General features: G+C 26.8%; 23 protein-coding genes and 1 tRNA gene. 4 read left to right on the top strand and 20 right to left on the bottom strand.

Translation table 11 applies throughout. The features are described 5' to 3' along the window. Positions 1-28: 28 nt before the first annotated feature. From LPB137_RS06765 to dapE, 4 genes are all read right to left on the bottom strand, one after another. On the bottom strand, positions 29-832 hold the full coding sequence (locus tag LPB137_RS06765; RefSeq protein ID WP_076086128.1) for an aldo/keto reductase family protein: 804 nt from the start codon (positions 830-832) through the stop codon (positions 29-31). A gap of 32 nt (positions 833-864) precedes the next feature. Continuing rightward, a complete protein-coding gene (locus tag LPB137_RS06760; RefSeq protein ID WP_076086125.1) occupies positions 865-1,101 on the bottom strand; it encodes a helix-turn-helix domain-containing protein in 237 nt (78 codons plus the stop codon). Next, positions 1,070-2,284, bottom strand: a complete 1,215-nt coding sequence (locus LPB137_RS06755; RefSeq protein WP_076086122.1) for a type II toxin-antitoxin system HipA family toxin — start codon at positions 2,282-2,284, stop codon at positions 1,070-1,072. The genes LPB137_RS06760 and LPB137_RS06755 overlap by 32 nt, the downstream gene beginning before the upstream one ends. 184 nt (positions 2,285-2,468) lie before the next feature. After that, a complete protein-coding gene (dapE, locus tag LPB137_RS06750) occupies positions 2,469-3,569 on the bottom strand; it encodes a succinyl-diaminopimelate desuccinylase (protein ID WP_076086119.1) in 1,101 nt (366 codons plus the stop codon). Between the two features lie 89 nt (positions 3,570-3,658). On the opposite strand from dapE, the gene LPB137_RS06745 reads away from it, so the two are divergent. From LPB137_RS06745 to LPB137_RS06730, 4 genes are all read left to right on the top strand, one after another. Next, positions 3,659-4,138 (top strand): FHA domain-containing protein, encoded by a 480-nt coding sequence (locus tag LPB137_RS06745; protein ID WP_076086116.1) that lies wholly within the window; start codon positions 3,659-3,661, stop codon positions 4,136-4,138. Positions 4,139-4,155: 17 nt separating this feature from the next. Continuing rightward, positions 4,156-7,509, top strand: a complete 3,354-nt coding sequence (locus tag LPB137_RS06740; protein ID WP_076086113.1) for a DUF748 domain-containing protein — start codon at positions 4,156-4,158, stop codon at positions 7,507-7,509. 133 nt (positions 7,510-7,642) lie between these two features. After that, positions 7,643-8,185 (top strand): hypothetical protein, encoded by a 543-nt coding sequence (locus LPB137_RS06735; protein WP_076086112.1) that lies wholly within the window; start codon positions 7,643-7,645, stop codon positions 8,183-8,185. Positions 8,186-8,194: 9 nt separating this feature from the next. Continuing rightward, complete coding sequence (locus tag LPB137_RS06730; protein ID WP_076086108.1) at positions 8,195-8,584, top strand: DUF6858 family protein; 390 nt, start codon at positions 8,195-8,197, stop codon at positions 8,582-8,584. Positions 8,585-8,611: 27 nt separating this feature from the next. Here LPB137_RS06730 and LPB137_RS06725 read toward each other — a convergent pair whose 3' ends face one another. From LPB137_RS06725 to LPB137_RS06655, 16 genes are all read right to left on the bottom strand, one after another. After that, positions 8,612-10,816: an endonuclease MutS2 gene (locus tag LPB137_RS06725; RefSeq protein WP_076086105.1), complete on the bottom strand. Its 2,205-nt coding sequence runs from the start codon at positions 10,814-10,816 to the stop codon at positions 8,612-8,614. 6 nt (positions 10,817-10,822) lie between these two features. Further along, positions 10,823-11,362 carry a molybdopterin adenylyltransferase gene (mog, locus tag LPB137_RS06720; protein ID WP_076086102.1) on the bottom strand — a complete coding sequence of 180 codons (540 nt, stop codon included), beginning with the start codon at positions 11,360-11,362 and terminating at the stop codon, positions 10,823-10,825. Positions 11,363-11,393: 31 nt separating this feature from the next. Next, positions 11,394-11,915 carry a pimelyl-ACP methyl ester esterase BioV gene (gene bioV, locus LPB137_RS06715; RefSeq protein ID WP_076086099.1) on the bottom strand — a complete coding sequence of 174 codons (522 nt, stop codon included), beginning with the start codon at positions 11,913-11,915 and terminating at the stop codon, positions 11,394-11,396. Then, positions 11,905-13,371, bottom strand: coding sequence for an AAA family ATPase (locus LPB137_RS06710; RefSeq protein WP_076086097.1), 1,467 nt, complete (start codon positions 13,369-13,371; stop codon positions 11,905-11,907). Before LPB137_RS06710 ends, bioV begins: the two co-directional genes overlap by 11 nt. Beyond that, the gene (gene mtaB, locus LPB137_RS06705; protein ID WP_076086094.1) at positions 13,352-14,620 is read right to left on the bottom strand and encodes a tRNA (N(6)-L-threonylcarbamoyladenosine(37)-C(2))-methylthiotransferase MtaB; all 1,269 of its coding nucleotides are present in this window, start codon (positions 14,618-14,620) and stop codon (positions 13,352-13,354) included. Before mtaB ends, LPB137_RS06710 begins: the two co-directional genes overlap by 20 nt. A gap of 21 nt (positions 14,621-14,641) precedes the next feature. Then, positions 14,642-16,384, bottom strand: a complete 1,743-nt coding sequence (locus LPB137_RS06700; protein ID WP_076086091.1) for a mechanosensitive ion channel family protein — start codon at positions 16,382-16,384, stop codon at positions 14,642-14,644. Beyond that, positions 16,377-17,420 (bottom strand): 3-dehydroquinate synthase, encoded by a 1,044-nt coding sequence (aroB, locus tag LPB137_RS06695; RefSeq protein ID WP_076086088.1) that lies wholly within the window; start codon positions 17,418-17,420, stop codon positions 16,377-16,379. The genes LPB137_RS06700 and aroB overlap by 8 nt, the downstream gene beginning before the upstream one ends. Positions 17,421-17,593: 173 nt before the next feature. Then, positions 17,594-17,669 (bottom strand) — tRNA-Glu (locus LPB137_RS14200). 100 nt (positions 17,670-17,769) lie between these two features. After that, on the bottom strand, positions 17,770-19,044 hold the full coding sequence (locus tag LPB137_RS06690; protein WP_076086085.1) for an ATP-binding protein: 1,275 nt from the start codon (positions 19,042-19,044) through the stop codon (positions 17,770-17,772). Between the two features lie 126 nt (positions 19,045-19,170). Beyond that, positions 19,171-19,614 carry a Sua5 YciO YrdC YwlC family protein gene (locus tag LPB137_RS06685; RefSeq protein WP_076086082.1) on the bottom strand — a complete coding sequence of 148 codons (444 nt, stop codon included), beginning with the start codon at positions 19,612-19,614 and terminating at the stop codon, positions 19,171-19,173. Between the two features lie 20 nt (positions 19,615-19,634). After that, positions 19,635-22,877: a carbamoyl-phosphate synthase large subunit gene (carB, locus tag LPB137_RS06680; protein ID WP_076089263.1), complete on the bottom strand. Its 3,243-nt coding sequence runs from the start codon at positions 22,875-22,877 to the stop codon at positions 19,635-19,637. Between the two features lie 143 nt (positions 22,878-23,020). Then, on the bottom strand, positions 23,021-23,701 hold the full coding sequence (locus LPB137_RS06675) for a HesA/MoeB/ThiF family protein (RefSeq protein WP_172802470.1): 681 nt from the start codon (positions 23,699-23,701) through the stop codon (positions 23,021-23,023). Between the two features lie 300 nt (positions 23,702-24,001). Continuing rightward, positions 24,002-24,199, bottom strand: a complete 198-nt coding sequence (gene xseB / locus LPB137_RS06670) for an exodeoxyribonuclease VII small subunit (RefSeq protein ID WP_076086079.1) — start codon at positions 24,197-24,199, stop codon at positions 24,002-24,004. Then, positions 24,199-25,305, bottom strand: coding sequence for a homoserine O-acetyltransferase MetX (metX, locus tag LPB137_RS06665; protein WP_076086076.1), 1,107 nt, complete (start codon positions 25,303-25,305; stop codon positions 24,199-24,201). The genes xseB and metX overlap by 1 nt, the downstream gene beginning before the upstream one ends. Before the next feature lie 60 nt (positions 25,306-25,365). Further along, positions 25,366-25,815 (bottom strand): protein tyrosine phosphatase family protein, encoded by a 450-nt coding sequence (locus tag LPB137_RS06660; protein WP_076086073.1) that lies wholly within the window; start codon positions 25,813-25,815, stop codon positions 25,366-25,368. Positions 25,816-25,825: 10 nt separating this feature from the next. Continuing rightward, positions 25,826-26,833, bottom strand: coding sequence for an adenosine deaminase (locus tag LPB137_RS06655; RefSeq protein WP_076086070.1), 1,008 nt, complete (start codon positions 26,831-26,833; stop codon positions 25,826-25,828). Positions 26,834-26,891 lie beyond the last annotated feature (58 nt).

The raw sequence follows: 26,891 nt of genomic DNA, 5'->3' as shown, positions 1-26,891 counted from the left end.
TTTCGCATTATATCTAAAATCTTGACACTTATAGTAAGTTTTGTATTAAAATAATTTCATTTTCTTCTAGTAAAAAATCATCAATATCTAAATCTTCAAGCATATGAACTTTTGAAGTTGTTCCATTTAATGGAGTTATTCCTATTTGTTTTAAGAATTTATAGAAAATTTGCTCTTTTGTTTTTCCATATTTTAAAACCAAACTAGTAATTTCATTTGAAGCTAAAATATTTGGGTTTGCAGTTAAAGACCAAAAACTTTGATAGGTGATGTTCTTTTGCTTACAAAATTCTCTTAAATCTTTATCATAATTTGAAGCAGCATAAAATCTGTTTTGTAAAACTTTTGGCTTTACTTTTGCAATATCGTAAAGATATGAAAAAAGTTTTAAGTCATAACAATTAGAAATACCAAGTTGCCCTACTTCTTTATTTTGAACAAACTCTTCCATAGTTCTATATACTTTTACCAAATCTTCAATTGGATTAAATGGTGAGTGAATTAAATATGAATCTATAAAATCAAGTTTTAGATTTTCTTTTGATTTTAAAAGAGATTTTTCAACTTGAGTTATAATATCATCACTTGAAAGATAAGGCATATTATTTATATCTTGGCCTGATATTGGAGTAAATTTCGTTTGAACAAAAATATCCTCTCTTTTAATTCCTTTATTAAAAGCATTTTCAAGTCCAAGTCCTACTAGGTCTTCTCTATAGTGCTTTGGTTGACAAGCTGTGTCAATGCTTTTAAAGCCAGATAAAAGTGCAGTTTCTACAAGCTTAGCTGTGTTTTCTTTTTTCCAAGCTGTTCCATAAATCATATTTGGCATCTATTTTTCCTTTTTATTTTGTCGAGTTTCTTTTATAATTCATCTAAGTTTTTTAATCCAAAGTTAGTGATTGTTTTAAACTCTATTTCTAGTCCTAATCGTGCTAAAATTAAATCTAAAGTTCTTACAGAAGTATTACCTAATTTTCCTTGCTCAATTTTACCTAAGGTTACTCTACTAATACCGCAGATATTTGCTAATTCTTCTTGCGTTAAATTTTTTGCTTCTCTTAAGAGTCTAATTTCTTGTCCAATTTCGTATAGTTTCAACTGGAATCTCCTTATGTGTTTTTTCTTCTAGTGATAGTTCCCATGTATCAATCATTCTAGAACCAATATCTTTAAAATCTTTATTGGTTTTAATATAGTCTTTTAATTCATTAATAGATTTTTTTAAAGAAAATATTCCTTCATCATAAATTTTATTTGCATCTTTTTTTGATAGATAACAATTATTTTCTCCAAAAGTAATTAATTCTTTTTTCCCAAACCATAACTTTTTACCCTGCATTGTAAGTGCTGGTTTATCTTTATAAAAATATACTTGTGTATTCACAACATCATAAGCAGGAGCAAACCATATTTTTGAAAAGTCTTCATTGTATAATACTCCAAAGTTTTTCAAATGAGCATCACCATTTTTTAATAAATAGTTCATTATCATTAATTTATAAAAACTTAACATAGATTCGAGTTTATTTGTGCTAACACTATATATTACTTTGGCTATTTGCTCATAACTTCCACTGTATTTTTCATCTTTATTTTTTCCAAGTAAAGTAATCAACTCTTCAAATCCTAAAAAATTATTGCTTTTTTTATTATAGTTAAATCGTTCAACTAATAAAAATTTATTATTTTTAGACAGTTTAATATTAGGAATTTTTACACCAGTTTTTTCAATTGCTTTTAAACAAAAATATTCATTTAACGCTAATTGTGGGTATTCTTCTCCCCAAGTTTTAATAATATACTCTTTTGAACTAAGAGATTCTTTATCTTTTAAAATAGCTAAGGTTTTTGGCTGAACTCCACTTATGGCATTTTTATCTAAAAAGGCACTAACTATTTTCGTAAAGTTATCTTGTGTATCATTTTGTAAAACATCTTCTAAATCAAATGCAAAAAAGTCTTTTTTATCTGAAAAGCTTTTATAAGTGATTCTACTTTGAATATTAGAACAGATATAAGAAAAGATTAGGAAATCGTCAATATAACCATACTCTTTCGTTAAATATTTTTTAAATATTTCAAAAAGATACCCTTCTGGTATATTCATATCAAAAATAGGATGAAGTTTATTTTTCCAAATATAAGTAGAGCTTTTATATGGCATAATCAAAGATATTGGCTTATAATTTGAAGTATAATTAAATCCATATTCATTTCTTTCTTTTTCAAAAAAAAGTGAACCTACTTTTTGATTATCAATTTTAACTTCTATATCTTTCATTTTTAACCTTAAATGATAATTTTACTTATCATTATAAGATAAATTTAATCAAATGTAAAGTAACTTTATCATTTCTAAAAATATGACCTTTAATATAATATATGTCCTTTCAACTCTTAGATATAGTATTAAAAGGACTAAGGGTAGCGTTAGTAGTTAAATATCTTGAGTAAAAAACATATACTTAAAACTTCTTAATCAAATCCATATAAACTTCACATAAACCTTCTACTTCTTTAACGGTAGTTCTTTCACCAATACTATGAATAGTGTCATTAATTACACCAAATTCAATTGCTTCAATTCCAAAGGCTCCGAAGTATCTAGCATCAGATGTTCCACCAGCTGTTGAGTGTTTTGTAGTAACTCCTAAAACATCTTTAATTGAGTTTTCCATTGCTTTTACTACTTTTGATTCTTTATTTGTCACAAATGGAAAAGAACCTTGTGTAGTTCGTAATGAATAATCTAAATGCCCAAATACTTTTTGGATATAAGCTTCTACATCTTCTTTTTTTGTATTTGTTGAGTTTCTTACATTAAACATTAAATCCAATTTGTTTGGTGTTACATTTGTAACTTGCATTCCAGATCTCATATCTGTTAGAACCATTTTTGAAGGTGCAAAATATTCATCACCATTATCTAAATCATGAGCTGCAATTTCATTTAAAATTGGTGCAATTTGATGAATTGGATTTATTCCTTTTTCAGGATAAGCTGCATGACCTTGTCTTCCTTGGATATTTAAATATCCATTTATACTTCCTCTTCGTCCAACTTTTATTGCATCACCAAAAACTTGCTCACAAGTTGGTTCTGCTACAACTGCATATTGAGGAATAAAGTCAATTTCTTTTAAATATTCTAAAGCTTTAATAGTTCCATAAGTACCCTCACCTTCTTCATCAGAAGTCATTAAAATACTCAGCGTTCCATCAAAGTTTTCTGCATGCTTACAAGCATAAAGATAAGCAGCAACACCACTTTTCATATCTTGTGTTCCACGTGCAGTAATAACTCCATTAATAATATCAGCAGCAAAAGGATCAACATCCCAACCCTCACCAGGGGGCACTACATCGATATGACCTGCAAAACATAGGTGTTGAGGATTGTCATTAAATTTTTTATAATATACTCTATTTTTTGTATCCTCTCTATCTACATTTATACAAGTCCAATCTTCGCCTAAATATTCTTCTATAAAATCAAAACCTCCATCATCATCTGGAGTTACTGATTTAAATCTTAATAATTTTTGAAATAATTCTATAATAGTCATTTGTTTCCTTTTTAATACGTGATTGTATCAAAATTGATATTATATTTGTTATAATCATTGATATAACTATTTTAAAAGGTATATGTTTTATGCAAAACATTAAAATTAATTTAATAAAAAGAATTACACCCAATGCTGTGTTGTTGCCATTAACAAAAGAAGCTTCACAATCAATTACAAAAAGCTCTTCAAAAAACGATTTAATTGCTATGAAAGATTTTCCTTTTAAAATTGGAAGAGAATCAAGATTAGGAGAAAGTGAAAAAGGAATATTTATAAAACTTAGAATTGCAAGTCCAACTAAGCCAAATAATGATATTTATTTATTAAATAATTCAAAAGAGTTACAAATATCCAAAGAACATTTTCAAATTGAAAAAAAAGAAATGAATTATTTTTTAAAAGATAGAGGAAGCTCAAATGGAATGACTATCAATGGAATTTCAATGGGTGGAAAAAAAGAAATATTTGAAAAAGAATTAAAAGATGGTGATATTATTAAAATTGGTAATGAAAAATCAAAGTTTGAATACCAGTTTCTAATTTTAGAAAATATACAAATTTCTTAAATATAAAAGGTTAAAAAATGGGAAAAATAGAAAAAACATTTTATTGGCTTTGTTTTTTTCTAGCTGTTTATATAACAATTGGATTTAAATTAATTCCTTATGTTTTAAAAGATCAGTTAGTAAAAAACTTAGATGATAACTTAACTTTAAAAACAACAATTGAAAAAGTAGAGTTTAACCCCTTTACACTCGAGGCAAAAATACATAATTTGGCTTTAAATAATAAAGATAGTGAAAAAGTCATTTCATTTTCGCAGTTTAAGTTAAATATTGCTTTATTACGTTCGATTCTTGAAGCACATGTAAGTTTAGATAATGTTTTACTTCAAAATACAGTTGTTAATGTTGAAGAAGATATAAATGGAATAATAAATCTTACAAAAATTGTAAAAGAAAAAGAGACGGAAAAAAAAGAAGAGATAAAAGATGAAAGTTCATCAGATATAAAATTTTTAATCTCAAAAATAAAACTTGAAAATCTAAATGTAAACTATAAAAAGATTACAAAAGATAAACCTTATGAACTTACTATAAAAAATGCTAACTACACTCTATATGACGTAGGAACCTATAAAAATAGTTTAGCTTCAAATGATTTAGAATTAAATATAAATGAGCATACAAAGTTAAGTTTAAAAGGTGCTTTCAATGTATCTCCTTTTAAAATGTATGGAAAAGCTAAAATTAGTGATCTAAGATTAAAAGAGATTCTTTACCAACAAAAAGAGATATTAAACTTTGATATAAATGAAGAAGCTAGATTTGATTTAGCTCTAGATTATAATATTGATGCGAAAGATGATTTTGATTTAAAAGTTAATACTACAAAATTAGAACTATCAGATATTAAACTAAAACAAAATAAAAATGATATTATCAAGCTAAATAAGTTAAAAATAGGAAATTTAAATCTTGATTTACTAAAACAAGATTTAAAACTAAACAATATAGAAATTAATACACTTTACACAAATCTTATTATGGATAAAAATGGTATAAATTTAGCAAGTTTAGTAAAAGCTTCAAAAGAGACAAAAAAAGAAGCACCAATAAGTGATGAAAAAACTATTTCTAAACCTTGGAAAGTATTATTATCAAATTTAAAACAAACAAACTCTGATTTTATTTTTAAAGATAAAGTTCAAAATATGAGTGTTGAAACAAAAAAATTCAATACAAATGTTTCAAGTGTTAATATTGATGGTTCAAATATTTATCTTAATAGTTTTAAAATATCTAATCCCAATATAGACTATAAAGACAATAAAAACTCAATGTTTATTAGTACTGATAATAGTGATATTTCATTTGACAAGCTTTCAATTTTAAATAATAATATAGATATTTCTAATGTTAATCTTTCAAAAAGTAATTTGTCATTTAAAGATAATAAAGCTTCATTAAATATCAATATAAATAAACCAAAACTGAATATAAATAGCCTTAAAATAAAAGGTGCAGATGTTTATATAAAACAAACAAAGTTAGATACACCGAAAATTTCATTTAAAGATTTAAAAAATAAACTTAGTATTCAAACAAGTAATACAGCCTTGAATGTAAATGATTTAAATATCATAAAATCTATTGTTTCAATAAATAGAATAAAGCTTAATACTCCTAGTTTAAAACTTAATGATGCAAAAGCAAAATTAGATATAAGTACGAATAATACTAGTTTAACAGCAAATAAATTAAATATAAATGGTTCTAAAATATCACTTGCCAGTGCTTCTTTAGTTAACCCAAAGTTAAATATAAATGACAAAGCAAATAATTTAAAACTAGATATTAATAAAATAAATGCAAACATTAACTCATTTTTATTAAACAATAATAATATTTCTATAAAAACTGCAAAAATCAAAAAAGGGAAATTGACTCTAAACGATAATAAAAATAGTATGAATATTTATTCATCAAATGCAGAAGTAAATATCAATAGACTTAAACAAAACAATAACACTTTAAGTTTATCTTCTATTAGAGTTTATGACCCTAGCGTTACAATCGAGAATAAAAAAGATAAAACAAATATAATTGCAAAAAATATTGACATAAGTGTAAGTGGTATTACAAATAGTAAAAATGGATTAAAAGTCTTAAAAACAGATATTTCAAAACCAAATATTTCTGTAATACTTGAAAAAAACAATGCAAAAGCAACAGTTGCTAAAAAAACTGAAAACAAAAGTTCTAAAGAATCAAGTGCTAAGTTGAATATTGGACCAATAAATATAAAAAATGCAACTTTATCTTTTGAAGATAAAAATTTACCACTTCCTTTTAAAACAACAGTTAGTGCTTTAAACGGTAAAGTATCAAGACTTAATACAACAGTAGCATCAACTTCAAAACTAAAAGTTGACGGTATTGTTGATAAATATGGAACAACACAAATTACAGGTCTTGTAGATCCTAATAATATCAAAATATTAACAGATATAAATATGATTTTCAAAAATATTTCTATGCAGAATTTTACACCATATACTGGTAAATTTATAGGAAAAGAGTTAAAAAGTGGAAAATTAGACCTTGATTTAAAATATAATATAGAAAAATCAAACCTTGATGCAAAAAACAATATTGTAATCACAAAATTAGAACTTGGTAAAAAAGTAGTAAGTAAAGATGCTGTTTCTCTTCCTTTAGACTTAGCAATTACATTACTTGAAGATAGAAATGGAGTAATCGATTTAAGTATTCCAGTATCTGGGAATATGGATGATCCTCAATTTTCTATTGGACCTATTGTTTGGAAAGCATTTGTAAATTTAATTACAAAAGCAATTACTGCACCATTTTCACTTCTTGGTTCAATTTTTGGATTTGAAGCAGATGAAATCAATAGTGTTAATTTTAATTATGCCCAAGATGAAATAACTCCAATTCAAAAAGAAACACTTGATAAGGTATCTGTAATACTTTTAAAACGTCCAAATCTAGTTTTAGAATTTGATCCATCTTATGAAAAGGGAAAAGACTTATATGCTCTAAAAACTAATAAACTTAATAAATTTATTTCAAATGAACTACCAAATAAACAAGCAAAAAATTATCAAGAAGATTATCTTGAACTATTAGAAGAGCTTTATGAAGATTATGACCAAGAGTTAGAAACACTTAAAAACAAATTTCCTAATGATTTAAAAGCTTATACAAATGCTTTAGAATCATTTGTAACTTCAAAACAAGAAGTTAAAAAAGCTGAACTTTCAAAAATAGCTTTAAATAGAGTAAATAATATAAAAAAATACTTATTAGAAAAAAAGAAAATACCTGCTAAACAAATAAAAACATCTAAAAAGATTAAGATAAAAACTACTACAGAAAAAACTTCAAATATTGATTTAAAAATCTCTAAGTAATTATAGTAAAGATTCTTTCTTTACTATAATTATAATTTTTACTTATGTAAACTATAATTTATTGACATATAAAAGTTTATTTGCTATCATACCAAAAATAAGTATTAATTATAATACTGAATAAGGAAAACTTATGAAAAAAATATTACCAATTATATTAATTGCTATTATATTATTTGTTACATTTGCAGTTTTTGAAGAGTTAAATAAATTCGATCCAAAGAAAAAAAGATTAGAGTGTCAAGAAAAAACAATAACATTTGAAAAAATAGAGTTTGAGAATCCTATTTGGGAAACAAATAACTTAATAGAAACAAACAATTTTGTAATCAAATCAGATATTGAATATTCAAAATTAATGCAAAGTCATTTAATCAATATTTTAGATGTATCTCAAGCAGATGCAATCTTAAATAAAGTATTAAAAAAACATATAAAATCAAATCAAGTTAGTGATAAAAAACTTGAAATCGATTACTACATTTATGAAAATGATAAAGAGGACAAAGGTAAGAAAGGTGCTAAATCAAAACTTTATGCAGGTTATTTAGTTTTTGAATTTAAATTAGATGGAAAGCTAGTTTATAAAATCCAAACAGATTACATGGATATAGATGGCAAAGATATAGAAGAAAGAATGAATTGTGTTATTGACTCATTCTTATCAATAAAATAAAGGAATAAAATGAAACAAAAACTATTTAAAGATAAATATTCTATTTTTGAAATTGAGTTTAAAAAAGATGAAGTAGAATTCAAAAGTGTTGATGAAATAATAAACGCATTACAAGTAAAGATTGATTCTCATCCTGTTATTGCATTTATAGCAATTTTTGACCAATATGCTCATACATCATCATTAGAAATGGGTGAAGTAAGTCCAAAAATAAAAGCAGCTAAAAATATTATATTCTGTTTTGGAAAAGAGTTACCAACACCTGAGGTTTTAGCAGTAAGACCAAGAAGTATTGGAGTTTGTGAATTAGAAGATTTATTTGTTATAAACTATTTAGAAGCACCAAATGAGGCTGCAAATGAAACAATGGAAAACTTTATTAAATCTCTAAAAAAATAAATTATATATAAAAAGGTTATAAAGCTTTTAAAGCTTTATAACTTTTGCACCAAAGCCACCTTGACTTGGATGTGCATCTGTATACCCTTCAACTCTTGGATGAGAATCTAAAAACTGTTTAACAGCAAATGATAACTTTCCAGTTCCAATTCCATGATAAACTAAAACTTCATCAAAACCTGCTATTAGTGCATCCGATAAAAACTTATCAAGATTTGCTATTGCTTCATCACTTCTTTGTCCATGTAAATCTAATTTAACATGCCCACCTGAGGGTTTTTGAACTGTTACAGTTGCTTTAATAGGTTTCTTTTTTAGTTTTGGAGGATTTCCTGATTTTTGTAAATCAGCTAATTTAACTTGTACTTTCATTCCCATATCATTTTCAATAAACGCTTTAGCACCTTTTATTGAAACAAGAACACCTTTAGTACTTCTATATTTTACTCTATCCCCTACTTTTAACTCAACAGCTTCTTGAACTTTTGTAGTTTTAATATCACTTGCTTTTTTATGAGCAATATTTAAATGCTGATGTGATTCTCCTACTAATTTAGCTTTAATAGCTTTTTTAGCTTCATCCCGTGCATCTTTATACTCTTTATGTAGTTTTGACTTCTCTGAATATATATGCTCATCTAAAGTCTCTTTTTGCTCACTTAAGTTTCTTGATAATTTTTCCATTTTTGATATTTCATTATTAAGTTTTTCAATCTTAAGTTTGTACTCTTTTTCAAGCTCAGAACTTCTTTCAATTAACTCATTTAGTTTATCTTTATCATCACCATAAACTTCTTTTGCTTTTTTAACTACATTATTTGGAATTCCATATCTTGAAGCTGTTTCAAATGCATAAGATTTTCCAATAGTTCCTTGTAAAAACTCATAAGTAGGTAATCTATTTTCTTCATCATAAAGTGCAGCAATTAGTTCAACATCATCATTTGAAGCCATAAGCGCTGCTAGTCTTTTATGGTGTGTTGTAATAATAATTTTAATATCTTTACTAATTAACTCTTCGATAATTACTTTAAATAAAGAAGCTGCTTCATCAGAATCAGTTCCAAGCTCAATTTCATCAACACCAACAATTGCATTTTTACTAGTAAATAATTTAGAGAATTCTTGCATTCTTCCTGCAAAGGTTGAAATATCATTTTTTACACTTTGAGGGTCATCTAAAACGGCATTTATACTTTTAAAGTTTCCTATTGTTGTATCTTGATGAGCATTATATGGAATAAGATATTTTGAGAGTAAAACAGCTGATAAAATTGATTTTAACATCATTGTTTTACCACCAGCATTTACTCCTGTAATCATTACAACTGATTTAGAAAAATCAATACTAATAGGCTTTGCATCATGAAGTGCTGGATGTGAGAAATCTACTAATTTATTTATGTTTTTTTTACTTGGAATTATGAAGTTTTTATCATTTACTTTTGCAAAAAATAGTCTTGCTTGGTAATGATCAAATCTATCAAACTCTTTATTTATAAATTTTAAAAACATTAAATTTTTTTCAAAAGTTGATGAAATTTGCTTACAAATTTTTAAAAGTATTTCTTCTTGTTTATTTACTAAATCATTTTGTTTTTGTTTTAATGAACTTACACTATGAGGTAAAACATAAAAGAAACCTGCATTTGATCTATTTATTACTTGTGCTTTTAAAACATGATTAAACCCACCACGAACAAGCAATGATTCTTCTCCATTTATGTAATGAACTTGAGAATCAACTAAGTAAGATCTAACTTTTTGGTTATTAATTGTTCTATATAAACTTTGTTTTATTTCTTCTTTATTTGATGAAATTGCATATTTAATTGAATCAAATTGCTCATTAACACCATCTTTTAATTTTGACCTATCATCAAAATAATCACAAATATTTGTAATATCATTTGGTATTATAATCTTATCAATCCATTCTTGAAGTTTACCATCAAAGCTAAATCTTTTTAAATAATTAAAATATTTGATTATCTTCGTAAACTCAATAATCTCATCAACTTTTAAAACACCCTGCTTTTGAATATGCATTAATGCAGTATCTAAATTAGCAACTTCGTTGGGAGCTTTAACATCAAATTTACCAAGTTCATTTATTAGTTTATGATGAAGATTAATATCTCCTTCCAAGATTATTGATTTTTTTCTAGCTAAAAAATTTGAAAAAGATTCTAAATAATCTGCTAAATCTAATTTTTTTATAATATCTTGCATAAAATTTTATTTTGCTTTTGGTCTAAAAGGTTTAATTACATCTTCATTACAAACTAAAAATGGACCTTCCATTAAATCAATACAATATGGAATTGCAGGAAAAACTGCATCTAAACACTCCCTAATTGATTTAGGTTTTCCTGGAAGATTTACTATTAATGAACTTCCTCTTAAACCTGCTGTTTGTCTTGATAAAATAGCAGTTGGAACAAATTTTAATGATTCTGCACGCATTAATTCACCAAACCCTGGCATCATTCTATCACACACAGCTTCTGTAGCTTCTGGAGTTACATCTCTAGCTGCTGGTCCTGTTCCACCAGTAGTCACTACTAAACAACATCCTTCATTGTCAACTAAGTCTTTCATTGTTTCTTCTAAAGTTTTTTGGTCATCTTCAATACATCTATAAACTTCTTCCCAAGGTGAAGTTAAATAATCATTCATTGTATCTATAATTGCACGTCCAGATAAATCTTCATAAATTCCTTTACTTGCTCTATCACTTGCTGTTATTATTCCTATTTTTGCTTTTTTTTCATTCATTATAATTCCTTCATATTTATTTAATTTTGTTTTACTTATTTAATATATGTCCTACATTTTTTATGTAATAAACGCTTGCATATTTAGCAAAAAAATCTTTTGCTTTTAAAGAATCACATATTTTATCATCAGCACCTAAAAATACTTCTATTTTTGTGCCTTTTCTTTCTAATTGTTCTAATTTATCTTCAGACCATTCATAATTAATTAGTTCATCTAATTGTTCATAATTTCCTTGAACAAAATATTTACTACAATCAATATTACTTGGGTAGGCAATATTTTCTAAGAAATTAGCACAATAAGCATTTGCATCTTTTTTAAAAAACATTAATTGCATTCTTTTAAATTTTTCATCTTGCTCTTGAAAAAAAGCAGGTGAAAAAAGTTGTAACTTATCAACTCTTTGCTTTGAAGATAAAACTTCTTCAAAAGCTTTTATAGCTCCATAAGAAAAGCCTGAAACTGTAAAATCATTTTTAATGATATATTCACTAAAAAGCTCTTCTTCATTTTCTAAGCAAAAACCTGAAAAATAAGTCTTAGATATCATTAGTCGTTATAACCTCATTTTTAAGCATAATTTCTTTTAATCTATTTATTTCATCTGCATTATGTGATAATTCAGCTCTTAAATCATTTTTAATATTGTTTAATAATTCTTCTTTTGAATTTGACATTTTGTATTTATTTACAATTTCATCAGCTAAAGTATCTGCATCTTCTAAATCTTTATGATTGATTGCGTATTTTTCTTTTTTTATTACTTCAACACCAATAAAACCAGCTAAATCCCTTTTGATATTCTCACAAAGTTCATGATAAGACGGATATGTAGCAGATATTTTTTCTATACTTTCATCAAATAATGAAACTTTTGTTTTTGAAATAAAAGCCTTTGATGCTTGATAAATAGATAGAATTTCTTTTTGTTTTTCATCTAATATTTTAATTTGTTTTTTACCAAACTGAAGTTTGTTTTTTGCTATTTCAATATCATCACTATCTAATATTTTAGATTTTCTTTTTATCATATTTAATAAAGCTTCATTAATAAGTGTAGACAAGGCAGCTGAACTAAAACCTGTAGTGTCAATTGATAATTGCTCAATATTTATTTCATGATTTTTACCATCTAAATATAATTCTAAAATCTTTTTTCTATCTTCAATATTTGGAAGACCAACATGAACACGTCTATCAAATCTTCCAGCTCTTAAAAGTGCTTCATCTAGTACTTCAACTTTATTAGTTGCAGCCATAACAATAACACCACTATCACCTTCAAAACCATCCATTTGAGTTAATAGCTCGTTTAGTGTAGATTCTCTTTCATCATTTGAAGTTCCACTTCTTTTTTTACCAACAGCATCTATTTCATCAATAAATACAATAGCAGGTGCATTTTGCTTGGCTTTTGCGAATAATTCTCTTACTTTTTTAGCACCCATTCCCACATAAATTTGCACAAAAGAAGCACCACTTTGATAAAAGAATGGTACATCAGCTTCACCTGCAACAGCACGTGCTATTAAAGTTTTACCAACACCAGGAGGTCCAACTAAAATTACACCTTTTGGAAGTTTTACACCATGTTTTAAATACTTTTGAGGCTCATTTAAAAAATCAACTACTTCTTCTAGCTCTTCTTTGATTTCTTTAATTCCTGCAACATCTTTAAATGTTACATTTGAGTTTACAGCATGAATATTTGTATTTAAATCTTCATTTGAAGCATTAGCTTTTGATTGTTCTAGTTGTGTACCAAATGCAGAATTCTTTTTATTTTTATTAAAATATTCTTTTAATTTATCTTGTTTCATTTTCACTATTAATGCAACAAAAAGTAAAATAAATAAGAAACCAATTCCTAAATAATAAGACCCACCTTCAATATGTGAACCACCTTTATATAGTGTATATACAAATAATATTAATAATACAACAGCAGACATTGCCATTAATTTAAAATTTTTATCGAGTACTTTGTTATCTGAATTTTGCGACATTGTTTTTAGCCTTTACTTCATAGTCATCTATAAAGATCCAATCTCCTACTAAATCAACAGAAGATTCTATTTCGATTTGATTGAAATGCTGATCTAAACCTATATATTTTCCATTTTTTTCTTGTTCTATTAAAATTTCTAAAGTTTTATTATTATCTTTTCTAAAATTTAAATTTTTATCTTCAATAATTTTTGTTAATTCGTTATATCGTAATTTTGCAACATCACCTCTTACTTCAGGTTTCATTGTTGCACTTGGTGTTCCATCTCTTTTTGAGTATGTAAATGCATGTATATGTGTTAATGGAAATTTATGAAGATTAGTCATAGCTTCTTTCCATAATTCATCAGTTTCACCTGGATGTCCAACAATAAAATCAGTTCCTAAGGCATAACCATTCTCTTTTAAAAATTCAAATAGTTCTAAGTCTGAAAGAACTTTATTTCTTCTATTCATTAGTTTTAACATATCCTTTGAAGTATGTTGTAATGCAATATGAAGATGTTTTGCCATAAATGGCTCATTTACTAATTCTTTGAACTCATCGTCAATTTGAATAGGTTCAATACTTCCCATTCTAATTCTTCTAACACCTTTTATTTTAGACATTTTCTTTAAAAGTTTTGCTAATGATGTGTGCTGTTTCTTTCCATAAGAACCTACATTTGTTCCTGTTAAAATAAACTCTCCAAAACCATTTGAAGCTAATGTTTCAACCTGTTCTAAAATCTTATCTTCGCTGTAAGATCTTGCATCACCACGAACATGAGGAATAATACAGTATGAACATCTAAAGTCACAACCTTCTTGAATTTTAATAAAAGCCCTACTTTTTCCAACAAACTCTTCAACAATAGTATTATCTAAATGTTCTAAATCTCCTGCTTGAAAGAACCTATCTTCTTTTTGTAAAAGCTCATTGATTTTTTCTTTCTCAGAATGTCCAAATAGTGCATCAACTTTTTCTTCTTTAAATAAGCTTTCACCCTTTGTCCAAACTCCACAACCAGTAAATACAACTCTTGGATCTTTTGGAAGTTTTTTAAGACCATTTATATATCCACGTGCAGTACTATCTGCTCCATTTGTAACAGTACAAGAGTTTATAACAACTACATCTGCATCTTTTTCTTCTTGAGTAATATCAAAATCTTTTAGATTACTCATCATAACTTGTGTATCAAATACATTTGTTCTACATCCAAATGTTTTAAAATATACTTTTTGTTTATCTTTTGTAAAATTCATATATTTCTTTAGCCTTCTATTCTATATATCTTCTAATTCTTCTGGTTTAGGTCTTTTTGATCGTGATGGACCATAATGATTATCTGTATTATTCATATTAATTTGTTGAGTTGGATAAGCAATATGAATATCATCTTCTTTCATAAATGCTTCTAATATTTCTGGACTCATAGTACTTCTTAATTGTAAAGCAGCATAAGAGTTTGTAAGATACCATCCTGAAATTACAATTCCATAAGGTTCAACAAAAGTAAATACTCGTGGCTCTACTCCAGTAGCACGTAACTGGTATTTACTTCTCATTTTACTTAATTGTTTTCTTGTTATATCTGTATAACCTTTAGAATAATGCTTTAAAATATCTCTTGAAATTTTTTGTGCTTTTTTATGGTTTGAATCAAAAGTAATTGTAATATCAATACCATCCCATACAGTTCTTAGACCTGAATGAGTGTAGTTTGCAATCATTTCTGAGAAAATATAGTTATTAGGAATAAAGAAAATTCTTCCTGTTCTTCTATTTACTGTATATGATGTATAAGTAATATCTTCTCTAATTGTTATTTTAAATAGTGAAATATCTAAAACATCTCCAACAGCTTCAACACCATTTCTATTTACTTTAATTCTATCCCCTACTTGAATTGAACCAGAAGTAACTATTACCATCCATCCAAAAATTGACATAAACCAATCTTTTAAAGCAATAGCAATACCTGCAGATGCAAATCCAAGGATTGTAACAAGATATGAAACATTATCAATATATGAAAACATTAAAACCATTACAATTAAAAATACAACTGTAAAGTTGATTATTTTATTTGTCATGTAATAACTCTCATTTTGTGAGAAGTATTTTTTAAGTGCAAGTTTTACTAAAAATGCTAAAAAAGATAAAACAACTATAATTGTAAAGATTATTAATATTTTTTGAATTTGTTGTGATATTTGGTTTTTAATTTCTAAAATTACTTGTTCAATTTTTCTTGTATAAACTTCTTCAGTAGTTGAAACAATTTCTAAAACCATGTTAAAGTCTTTTTTTTGCTTATCTAGAAAAGTAATTTCTTCTTTATAGTCACTTCTTTGCTCTAAATTAAAAAGTTCTAAATAAAGAAAAAGTTCATCATCAAGTTTAATTGTTAAATCACTAATATTTTCTTCTAAACTTTTAAATCTATTTTTATTATCTTCAAGTTTTTTAATCTGAGAAAGTGCGTTTATAATTCCAAAAGGATTTGTTATGTGGTCATATTTTTCAATCTCAGGAGGATTGATAAAACCACCAATAGGTGACCCTTTATATTCTTCAATTAATTCAAGCTCATTTTCTTTTACTCTAATTTTATTATGAAGTTGATAGATTTCTTCTTCATCTACATCTTTCTTTTTTGTTAAGCTTTTCTTTAAAACTGCAAGTTCAGTAGATATTTTTCTGTATGAAATATAGTTTGAATATCTTTTCAAAAGAATATTGTTTCTTAATTCTAGTTTTATTTTTTCTATTTTTGCAAGAAGAATATTAATTTTTGCAAGATTTTGCATATCAATTTCTTTTGATTTTTGTTCTTCTAATTCTCTTAATTCTTTTTCTTTTTGTTCTTTTTGTGCTTCATCAAATTTTTCTTTTATAATATCTTGTTCAATTTGTTTAACTTCTGCTTTATCTTTTGTATCAATAGTATCAATATTACCAATCGCATTATTTTCACCATATAAAGATATTGAAAATACAAGTGCTAATAAAAAATTTTTAATCACGTGAGAAACCTTTTAAAACTTTTATAATATCTTCTTTACTTGTCTCATCTGTAATTAAACAATCACCAATTCCACGTGCTAAAATAAACTTAATTTTATTATCTAGAGATTTTTTATCTAAAAAGAAATGCTCATAAAAATCTTCTACATCTTTAATTTTGTAACTAGTAGGAATATCATAAACTTCTAGTAATCTTTTTACTCTTAAAGCATCTTCTTTGCTCATTAGTCCTAGTTTAACAGAAACTTCATTTGCCATCATCATACCAATACCAACAGCTTCACCATGTAAGTATGTATTATAATTTGTTTCATTTTCAACAACATGACCAAAAGTATGTCCATAGTTTAAAGCAGCTCTAATTCCATGCTCTTTTTCATCTTGAGAAACTACATAAGCTTTTGTTTCAACAGATTTTTGAATTGCAATTTTTAGATTTTCTTCTTTGTTAATATCATTTTGCTCTAACCACTCAAAGAACTCTTTGTTAAAAGTAACTGCCATTTTTACAATTTCTGCAACACCTGCACCAAACTCTCTTTTTGGAAGTGTTTTTAACATTGAAGGATCGATATAAACAGCATTTGGTTGGTGAAAAGCACCTATTAAGTTTTTTCCAAATTTATTATTAATACCAGTTTTCCCACCAACACTTGCATCAACTTGAGATAAAAGTGTAGTAGGAATTTGTACAAAATCAATACCTCTTTGATAAATAGATGCTGCAAAACCTGTCATATCACCAATAACACCACCACCAAAAGCTACAAGTAAAGATTTTCTATCTAATCTTTTTGTAAAACAATGCTCTAGTATTGATTCAATTGTTTCCATATGCTTATATTGTTCACCATCAGGAATAGTACAAATACTAAGCTCTTTAGCATTTAATTTACTTTTTAAGTATTCTAAGTGAAAGCCACTAACAGTTGGGTTTGTAACAATTACAACTTTTGTATCAAAATATAGTTCGTTTAGTTTATCAATAAAGATTTCATAAGAATTATCGTGGGGTAAATTAATTTTTACAGTCATTTTAGTATATCCGTATTATTTAGTATAAGTTACTAGATAATAGCAAAAAAATACTAAAAAAATATTGAGTAGATGTTTATTTTCTTTTCTTTTTTGAATTGAGTGTTTTCAATAAACTTGTAAAGCACATTACATTCCATTAATTGTTTATCATTATTTGAAGTATTGTACAGTGGCGACCCCAGAAAGATTCGAACTTTCGTCATTAGGAGGAAATCCTAAGGTCCTTGGCCGCTAGACGACAGGGTCATTTTAAGAGAGAGATTATAATTTACTTTTTGTTTATAGTTGCTTAAAAAGTTAGAAATATACTATTAAATATGAAATTATAGTTTCATATTAATAGATTTTAGAATATTTCATATTTTCTTTCTAATTGTGTATCAAATTCTTGAGCTTTGATTTCTAGCTTTTTATAATCATTTTCAATGCCTTCGTTTTTATCCCATTTACAATCAATAAAAGTGATAGTTTTTGAATCATAAGCTACAAAATCAAATTCAATATCTTTATTATTCCACCAAGAACCAATTTTTATAGGTTCATAATTAAAAAATTGTGAATTTTCATCTTCCAATAATTCATAAAAATATTTTTTATATGCAGAGGATACAAGTCTTTTAGAAAAGTCTTGTTCTATATAACTAATTACATTATTTATATTGTTTGAATTGATACTATTTATATTAGTATACACATAACAAAACCAAAACTTTAAGAAATTATCTTCAATTTCATATCTTCCAAATTTACTTTTATTTGCTGTTTGAGTTAAAGGTACTACTTTGTTTATTAACATCAAATCTAAAAGTTTTTGCATATATCTTGTAAGATATGAAGATTTCAGGTTTAAACAATCAGCTATGTCACCAATTTTATTATTACCTATTGAAATAGCATATAATATTGAACAATACGTAGCTGCTTCACCTAAATCTTTCTTGATAATATTCATACCTTCATTATATAATGATGCATCAAAACTTAAACAGGTATTTTTAATATTTGAAATAAAATCTTTCTTGACATCGTATAACTTAAGGTATTCAGGGTTAGTTCCAAATGCTGTAAATAAGTACATTGTTTCATTTTTATCTAAGTTTGGAAAATATTCTTTTATTACATTAAAGCTTAATGATTTTAGTTTAATTTTATTATCTACTTTTTTTGAAATTAGTAAATTATCAAAATCATTTGGTAAAAGTGAAGAAGTAATTATTAGTTGAATATTCATTTTACTAAGATATTTATTCCAATAATTATTTAAATTAATCAAAAAATCTTTATCTATTTTTATAAGCTCTTGAATATTTTCAAAAACAATAATTGTTTTTGAATCAATTTTCATTTCTGATAAGTAAGCAAATAATTCTTCAAAAGTTTTAGTATTAATCGTTTCATCAATATTAAAAAAAGTATTAATATTTTTTTGAAACTCTTTTATTAATAAAGAACTCATAGTTTCAAAGCAAACTAAGTGTAATGTCTGTTTATTTCTTACATATTCATTTATTAAAGAAGTTTTTCCAACTCTTCTTCTTCCAAAAATGAAATTCATACTAGACCGAGGTTTATTAAAGTCTTCTTTTAAAAGACTAATTTCTTTTTCTCTGTACAAAAACATTATTAACCTTCCTTATTTAAGTATATTCTTTATCATATTCTTTAAATACTTAATTATTTCTTATCTATAAAAATACATAAGGAGATATACTAGTACAAAATAACTAGAAATTAATTTTTAAATATACTATCTAATAGTATATTTAGTACTCTTAGTTATTTTAATAATTTTTGAAGCGGAGGACTCAAAAAAATTATTTTTGTCTTCTATTATTATATCAGAATGTTCTTTTGCGAAGTTATATTCAAAATTTTTACCAGTTTTATTTGCAGAAGTGGAATAAAGAATACCAAACTTATGTATAAACTCATAAAAAGAACTGTTTTTATTTATTACTCTAAAAGATTTTTGATTTGGGTAAATATATGTAGTTAAAGATGCTCGTCGTACTTCTTTTCTATATTTTTTAGGAATTCGTGTATGTTTTTGTAGAGTTTTAAAAGAGTCAACCGTATGAAGTATTTTTTTACTTCTTGGTCTTTGCTTTACATCTGAAAGCTTTTCATGGTTTGAAGATGAGAAGCCAACAGTTGTATCAGTTTGAACTAGATAAACTAGTGATGAATCCATATTAGTTTATCTTTATAATATTAGTCGTTAAGAAACTCTTGGATTGATTTAACACCTAATCCATCTTTTTTGTTTAATACAGACATAGCTTCAACACAAGCAAGTGCAGCAGCAGCTGTTGTAACATAAGGTACATTTTCTTTTAATACAGCTCGTCTAATATTTTTACCATCATCTTTTGATGATTCTTTTCCATCTGATGTATTAAATGCTAATGCAATTTCACCATTTGTAATAGAATCTGTAATATTAGGTCTACCTTCAGAAATTTTAAGTACTTTTTCACAAGTAATTCCAGCATCACTAATAGCTTTATGTGTTCCACCAGTTGCAACAACTGTAAAACCTTGATCTACTAAACCAGAAGCAATTTTTGGTGCGAACTCTTTATCTAAATCACATAAAGAGATAAATACTTTTCCTGATGTTGGTAAATCATTTTTAGCAGCACTTTGCGCTTTTGCATAAGACTCACCAAAGCTATCAGAAATACCCATAACTTCACCAGTTGATTTCATTTCAGGTGTTAAAATCATATCTGAACCACTTAATTTATTAAATGGAAATACTGCTTCTTTAACAGCAACATGATCTTTTAAAATTGGTTTTAATACACCATTATCTTCCCAGATTAAATCAGAATTATAAGTATCAAGTGCATTTCTTAAGCTCTCACCCCACATAACTCTAGTTGCAACTTTTGCAAGTGGCATTCCTGTTGCTTTTGATACAAATGGAACTGTTCTAGAAGCTCTTGGATTTACTTCAATTAAATAAATTTGACCTTTGTGAATTGCGTATTGTGTATTCATTAAACCAACAACACCAAGTCCTAATGCCATTGCTTTTGTTTTTTCTTCTAATTCTTTGATTAATTCATCTGAAATAGAAATTGGAGGTAAAGAACAAGCTGAATCACCTGAGTGAACTCCTGCTTCTTCAATATGTTGCATAATTCCACCAATATAAACTTCTTTTCCATCACAAATACAATCAACGTCAAGCTCAATTGCTCTATCTAAGAATTTATCAATTAAAACTGGTGCATCATTTGATACAGAAACAGCTGCGTCCATATATTGCTTTAATTCTGTAGTTGAGTAAACAATTCTCATTCCTCTTCCACCAAGTACAAATGAAGGTCGAACTAATACTGGATATCCAATTTTTTCTGCAATTTCAATTGCTTCTGTAACTTCAACTGCTGTTCCATTTTCTGGTTGTAATAATCCAACTTGATCAACAAATTTAGAGAATTTTTTTCTATCTTCTGCTAAATCAATAACTTCAGCTGTAGTACCAATAATTTTAGCACCAATATCTGTTAAAGCATTTGCTAATTTTAATGGAGTTTGTCCACCAAAATGAACAATAACACCATCTGGGTTTTCCGTTTCAATTACTGATCGAACATGTTCAAAATCAATTGGTTCGAAGTATAAAATATCTGATGTATCGTAATCTGTAGAAACAGTTTCAGGATTACAGTTATACATAATAGTTTTAATACCCATTTCATTTAACGCAAATGATGCATGTACACAACAATAATCAAACTCAATACCTTGACCAATTCTATTTGGTCCTCCACCAATAATCATAACTTTTTTATCAGACGATTCTGGTTTTTCAACTTTTGGTAATTTTGTAATATTAGTTGTAGAGTAAAGATATGGAGTTAATGCTTTAAACTCAGCAGCACAAGTATCAACTTCGTTGTATTCAAAGTTTATATCTAAAGCTTTTCTTGCTTGGTATACATCTTCTTCTGTTTTAGAAATAAGTTTTGCAATCATTGTGTCTGAGAAACCATTTGTTTTTGCATTTCTTAAAGCTTCTTCATTTTCTAAAATAGATGCATCCATTGATTTTTCAATATTATACATTTCTCTAAATTTAGTTAAGAACCATGGATCAACTTTACATAAATCAAAGATTTCATCATTTGTTAAACCTTGTCTCATACCATCCATTAAATACTGTAATCTATCACAGTTTGGACGTCTAATTTCTTTTTTGATTAATTCTAAATCAGTAGAAATTACATCAAAACCAGTAAGACCAGTTTCTAAAGAACAAAGTGCTTTTTGAATAGATTCATTAAAAGTTCTTCCCATTGACATAACTTCACCAACAGATTTCATACCAGTTGTTAAAGTAGAATCAGCTTTAGGGAATTTTTCAAAAGTAAATCGTGGGATTTTTGTAACAATATAATCAATTACAGGTTCAAATGATGCAGTTGTACCTGTAATATCATTTTCAATTTCATCTAGTGTAAATCCAACAGCTAAAAGTGTTGCAACTTTTGCAATTGGGTAACCAGTTGCTTTTGATGCAAGTGCAGAAGATCTTGAAACTCTTGGGTTCATTTCAATTACAATCATTCTTCCTGTATTTGGACAAATTGAGAACTGAACATTTGAACCACCAGTATCAACACCAATTTCTCTTAAAATTGCAAAAGATGCATTTCTCATATCTTGGTATTCTTTATCAGTAAGTGTAAGTGCAGGAGCAATTGTAGTTGAATCACCTGTATGAACACCCATAGGGTCTAAATTTTCAATAGAACATACAATAATACAGTTATCTTTAGTATCTCTGATAACTTCCATTTCATATTCTTTCCAACCTAGCATTGATTCCATGATTTCAATTTCATTAATAGGAGAAGCATCAATTCCAGCTTCAGCTAAGGCTTTAAACTCTTCCATATTATAAGCAACACCAGAACCACCACCAGCTAGTGTAAATGATGCTCTTGAAATAACTGGAAAACCGATTTTTTTAGCTTCGATCATTGCTTCTTCAACAGTATAAGCATTTGCACTTTTTGGTAAATCCATACCAATTTTAATCATTGCCTCATTAAAAAGTTGTCTATCTTCACCTTTTTTAATTGCATCAGGATGAGCTCCAAGGAATTGAACTCCTTCTAACATACCTTTATCATACATAGATGTAGCAACATTAAGTGCAGTTTGCCCACCCATAGTAGGAAGTATTGCATCAATATTTTCTTTTTTGATAATTTTTGCAACCATATCTTCAGTGATTGGTTCTATATAAGTTTTGTCAGCAAATTCTGGATCAGTCATAATAGTAGCTGGATTTGAATTAATTAAAACAACTCTATAACCTAATTCTTTTAGTGTTTTAGTAGCTTGAGTACCTGAGTAATCAAACTCACATGCTTGACCAATAACAATTGGTCCAGACCCAATAAGTAATATCGATTTTATATCTTCTCTTTTTGGCATAAAAATTCCCCACATATATTTTTATAAATTTGGAGATTATATCTTTAAAGTGCTTAAAATTCGGTTATGTGAAAATTAAAAAGTATAATTATTATACAAATTATTTTGTAAGTAAAAAAGCATCAAAAAAGATGCTTTTTATATTAAGATTTTGGTAGATTAAATCTTTTTGTGTCAAGCACACCTTCACTATCAAATGAAAGATAATATAAAATATCTTTTTTTATAGGAAGTCCTGTTAAATGTCTAATTGCAAGATTTGCTTGAAGTGATGCAATATGCATTACAATTGGACAAGCAATTCCATTTGGTTTTCTATCACTTATTTGAAAAACTGCTTCATAAGAAGCATTTTCAAAGAAACAAACTTGACCATGGAACTCTTCTACTGAACCATAAATCCACGGCTGTTTGTTTTTCATACAATATTCATTTATAGCTGCTCTTGTTGGAAGATTATCCGTTGCATCAATTACTAAATCAAACTTCAAACCTCTCTTTGCAAAATCTTCAAAACCTTCAACATAAGCTGTAGCTTTTGTATATGGACATCTTGATTCAACAAGTTCTTTTAAAACTTCAGCTTTATACTTTCCATCGTCACCAACTTTAAAACCAATTTGTCTATGAATATTATGAACACCTACATCATCAAAATCTACAAGTGCAAACTCCCCTATTCCAGAAGCTCCAAGTGCAATAGCAAGTGAACATCCAAGCCCACCACTTCCTATAATTGCTACTTTTTTATCTTGAAGTGAGTCTTGTGTTTCTTCGCCCCAAAGCTTTATTTGTCTATTAAAAAATTCATGTATTTCACTCATATTTTATTCCTTAGTAAATAAGTATAGTTTATTTTTATTATATATTTTTATAATAATAGCAGATTTACTTTAAAGTTTTTTGACCTTTTTCATATTAAAAACATAATTCCTATATATTTGTAATTACATTATGTTTTCAACTATAACTACAGATATATACAATTTAAAACAATCATATTATTACTTTTGAGTTGTTCGGAAATTCCGAACAGTTACTTTTTCTAAAGTTATTGAAGTAAAATCTTCTTCTAATATTTTGATTATTTCTTTTGATAGAGTTATTACGTCTTTACCTTTTGTTTAGTTCTTTTCTTGTACTGTAAAAATTAGTTTTGCTTCATCTAGAAGTTTTTGTGCTTCTTCTAATTCTTTGATTCCGTTTTTATAAACTTCAATTGAATCACTTAATGTTATTTGAGGATTTGACAGTTTTTCTAAAAGCTGTTTTGCTTCTAATATTTTATCTTCAAAAATTAATTTTTCGTTTTCTTTACTCATTATTTTCCTTCTAATATATTTTTTACGTGTTGTTCAAATTTATCAACTTCAACTAAAAATGAATCATGACCTGATTTACTATCAATTAATTTATAAGTTACTTGCTCTTCACGTCCAAGTTTAATCATAATATCTCTTATTTCTTCCATTTCTTCTGGAAAAAATAGCATATCATCTTTAAATGCAATTAAATGTAAGTTACATTTTAACTTATCAAATGAGTCTTCTAATTTATCTTTATTTCTTCCTGCATCAAAAATATTCATTGTTTTACATATATAAAGATATGATAGAGGATCAAATATTTTTGGGAAGCTATATGCATTGTATTCTAAGTATCTCTCAACTTCAAAGCTTCCAAATAATTCATATAAACCATCAGTTCTGCTGTATTCTCTTCCAAATTTATTATTGAATAAAGTTGGAGATAAATATGCAATTAATCCTGCCATTCTTCCAATTGCCAAGCCTGGTAAACCTCGTGCTTCTAAATCTTCTTTTTCATAAAGACCATTTTTGAAAGCTGGGTCATGTCTTATTGCTTCTATTGCAATTTTATTAATTGCAATTGCCCAAGGTCTTGTATATGCTGTTGTTGCAAGAGCAATTACAGTATCTGTAAACTCTGGATATTCAATAGAATAACAAAGTGCTTGCATTCCACCCATAGAACCACCAATAACTGCAACAGCTTTTTTGATACCTAATTTTTCATACAAATTCATTTGTGCCTTTACAATATCAGAAATTGTTAAAATTGGGAATTTTAATCTGTACTCTTTTTTAGTCGAAGGGTCAATACTTAATGCATTAGTAGAACCAAAAGTACTTCCAAGATTATTTGAACAAATTACAAAGTATTTTTGTGTATCAATTACTTTTCCATCACCAATAAATTTATCCCACCAACCCGGTTTCGCTTCATCTCCATACCTTCCAGCTGCATGATGTGAACCTGCTAGTGCATGACAAATTACAATTACATTTGATTTATCTTCATTTAATTCTCCGTAAGTTTCGTATCTTATTTGATATTTTTCTAAGATTCGTCCACTTTCTAAATGTAAAGGTTGATTAAATTCTTGCGTTTTTGTTTCTATTTTCAAATTATCTTATTCCTGAATTTTATTGCTTTTATATTATCAAAAGCTAAGATAAGACTAGCTTTAAGCATTTTTTATTTCATCATAAGATATTTTTATAATTTCTTGCCAAGTTACATCTGGTGACCACTGCTCAAACAATGAAATATCAATATCATCAAAAGGAGTTTTTAGAACATATTTATGGTAAATATACATAAATGCACTAACACGATAATTTAAAGCACAATGAACCCAAACTTTGTTTGAGCCTAAGGCTTGTAAGGTATTTAAAAATAGTTTTACATCTGAGGCTTTTGGATTTTCAAAATCTACAGGAATATGAAAATATGCCATATTTAAATCTGTTACTATTTTATCTTCATTTTCTATTGCATTTGAAGCATTATGTAAAGCTAGATTTATTACAACTTCAAAATCATTGTCTGCTATTTGTTTAAACTGTTCAACACTTGGCTGTCCTGATGTCGAAATTAATTCATTTATTTCTATATAGTTTAAAATATTTTCCATATATTTCCTTTTACTTTTGTTTTTTTATTGTTTCTTCTAGTTTGTTTATATACTGTTTTTTTAAGCTTTCAGATATAAAAGATGAATTAAAAGAGTTTTTAATTAGCTTTATAATATCTTCTTCACTAATGTCTAAGTTCTCATATAGATTAATAAAGTTTTGATTTAAATAACCTTTAAAATAGGAAGGGTCATCAGAATTAACTGTAACATTTAAATCATAATCTAAAAGCTTTTTTATATTATGTTGAGAATAATTTTCAAATACTTTTAGTTCAATATTTGAATTAGGACAAACAGTTAAAGGTATTTGCTCTTTTTTTAATCTTTGCATTAATTCATCTGATTTATAAGATTGTACTCCATGATCAATTCTTTGGATACTTAAAATATCAAGTGCTTCAAAAATATATGAAACATCAGCCTCTTCTCCTGCATGAGCTACAAGTTTAAAGCCTTTTTCTTTTGCTTTTTTAAATACTTCTTCAAATTTTGAAGGAGGATTTCCTAGTTCTGAAGAATCAAGCCCAACTCCTAATATATATTTTTTATATTCTAAGGCTTGATTTAAAGTTTTTAAAGCATCTTCTTGGTCTAAGTGTCTTAAAAAACACATAATAATTGCAGATGTGATTCCAAACTTTTCTTTTGCATCATTTAAAGCTTCTTGTATTCCTTCAATAATTGTTTTAAACTCAATTCCTCTATGTGTATGTGTTTGAGGATCAAAAAATATTTCTGTATGAACAATATTATTCTCAACACATTTTAGAACATAATCCCAAGTTAAATCATAGAAATCTTGCTTATGTATAAGTACTTTTGCACCTGCGTAATAAATATCTAAAAAGCTTTGTAAAGAAGTAAAGTTATATGCTTTTTTAATATCATCAATTGTTTTGTAAGGTATTTCAATATTGTTTCTTCTTGAAAGTTTGAACATAAGTTCAGGTTCTAATGAGCCTTCAATATGTAAATGTAGCTCCGCTTTTGGTAATTGTTTTATAAATTCTATCATCAAATAATTCCAGTTATATTAATATTTCGCGTAATTATACATTACAAGTGTACTCAAT

Origin of the sequence: Poseidonibacter parvus, assembly GCF_001956695.1 — a bacterium.
Lineage (GTDB): Bacteria > Campylobacterota > Campylobacteria > Campylobacterales > Arcobacteraceae > Poseidonibacter > Poseidonibacter parvus.
This window is presented reverse-complemented; position numbering and strand designations above follow the sequence as displayed.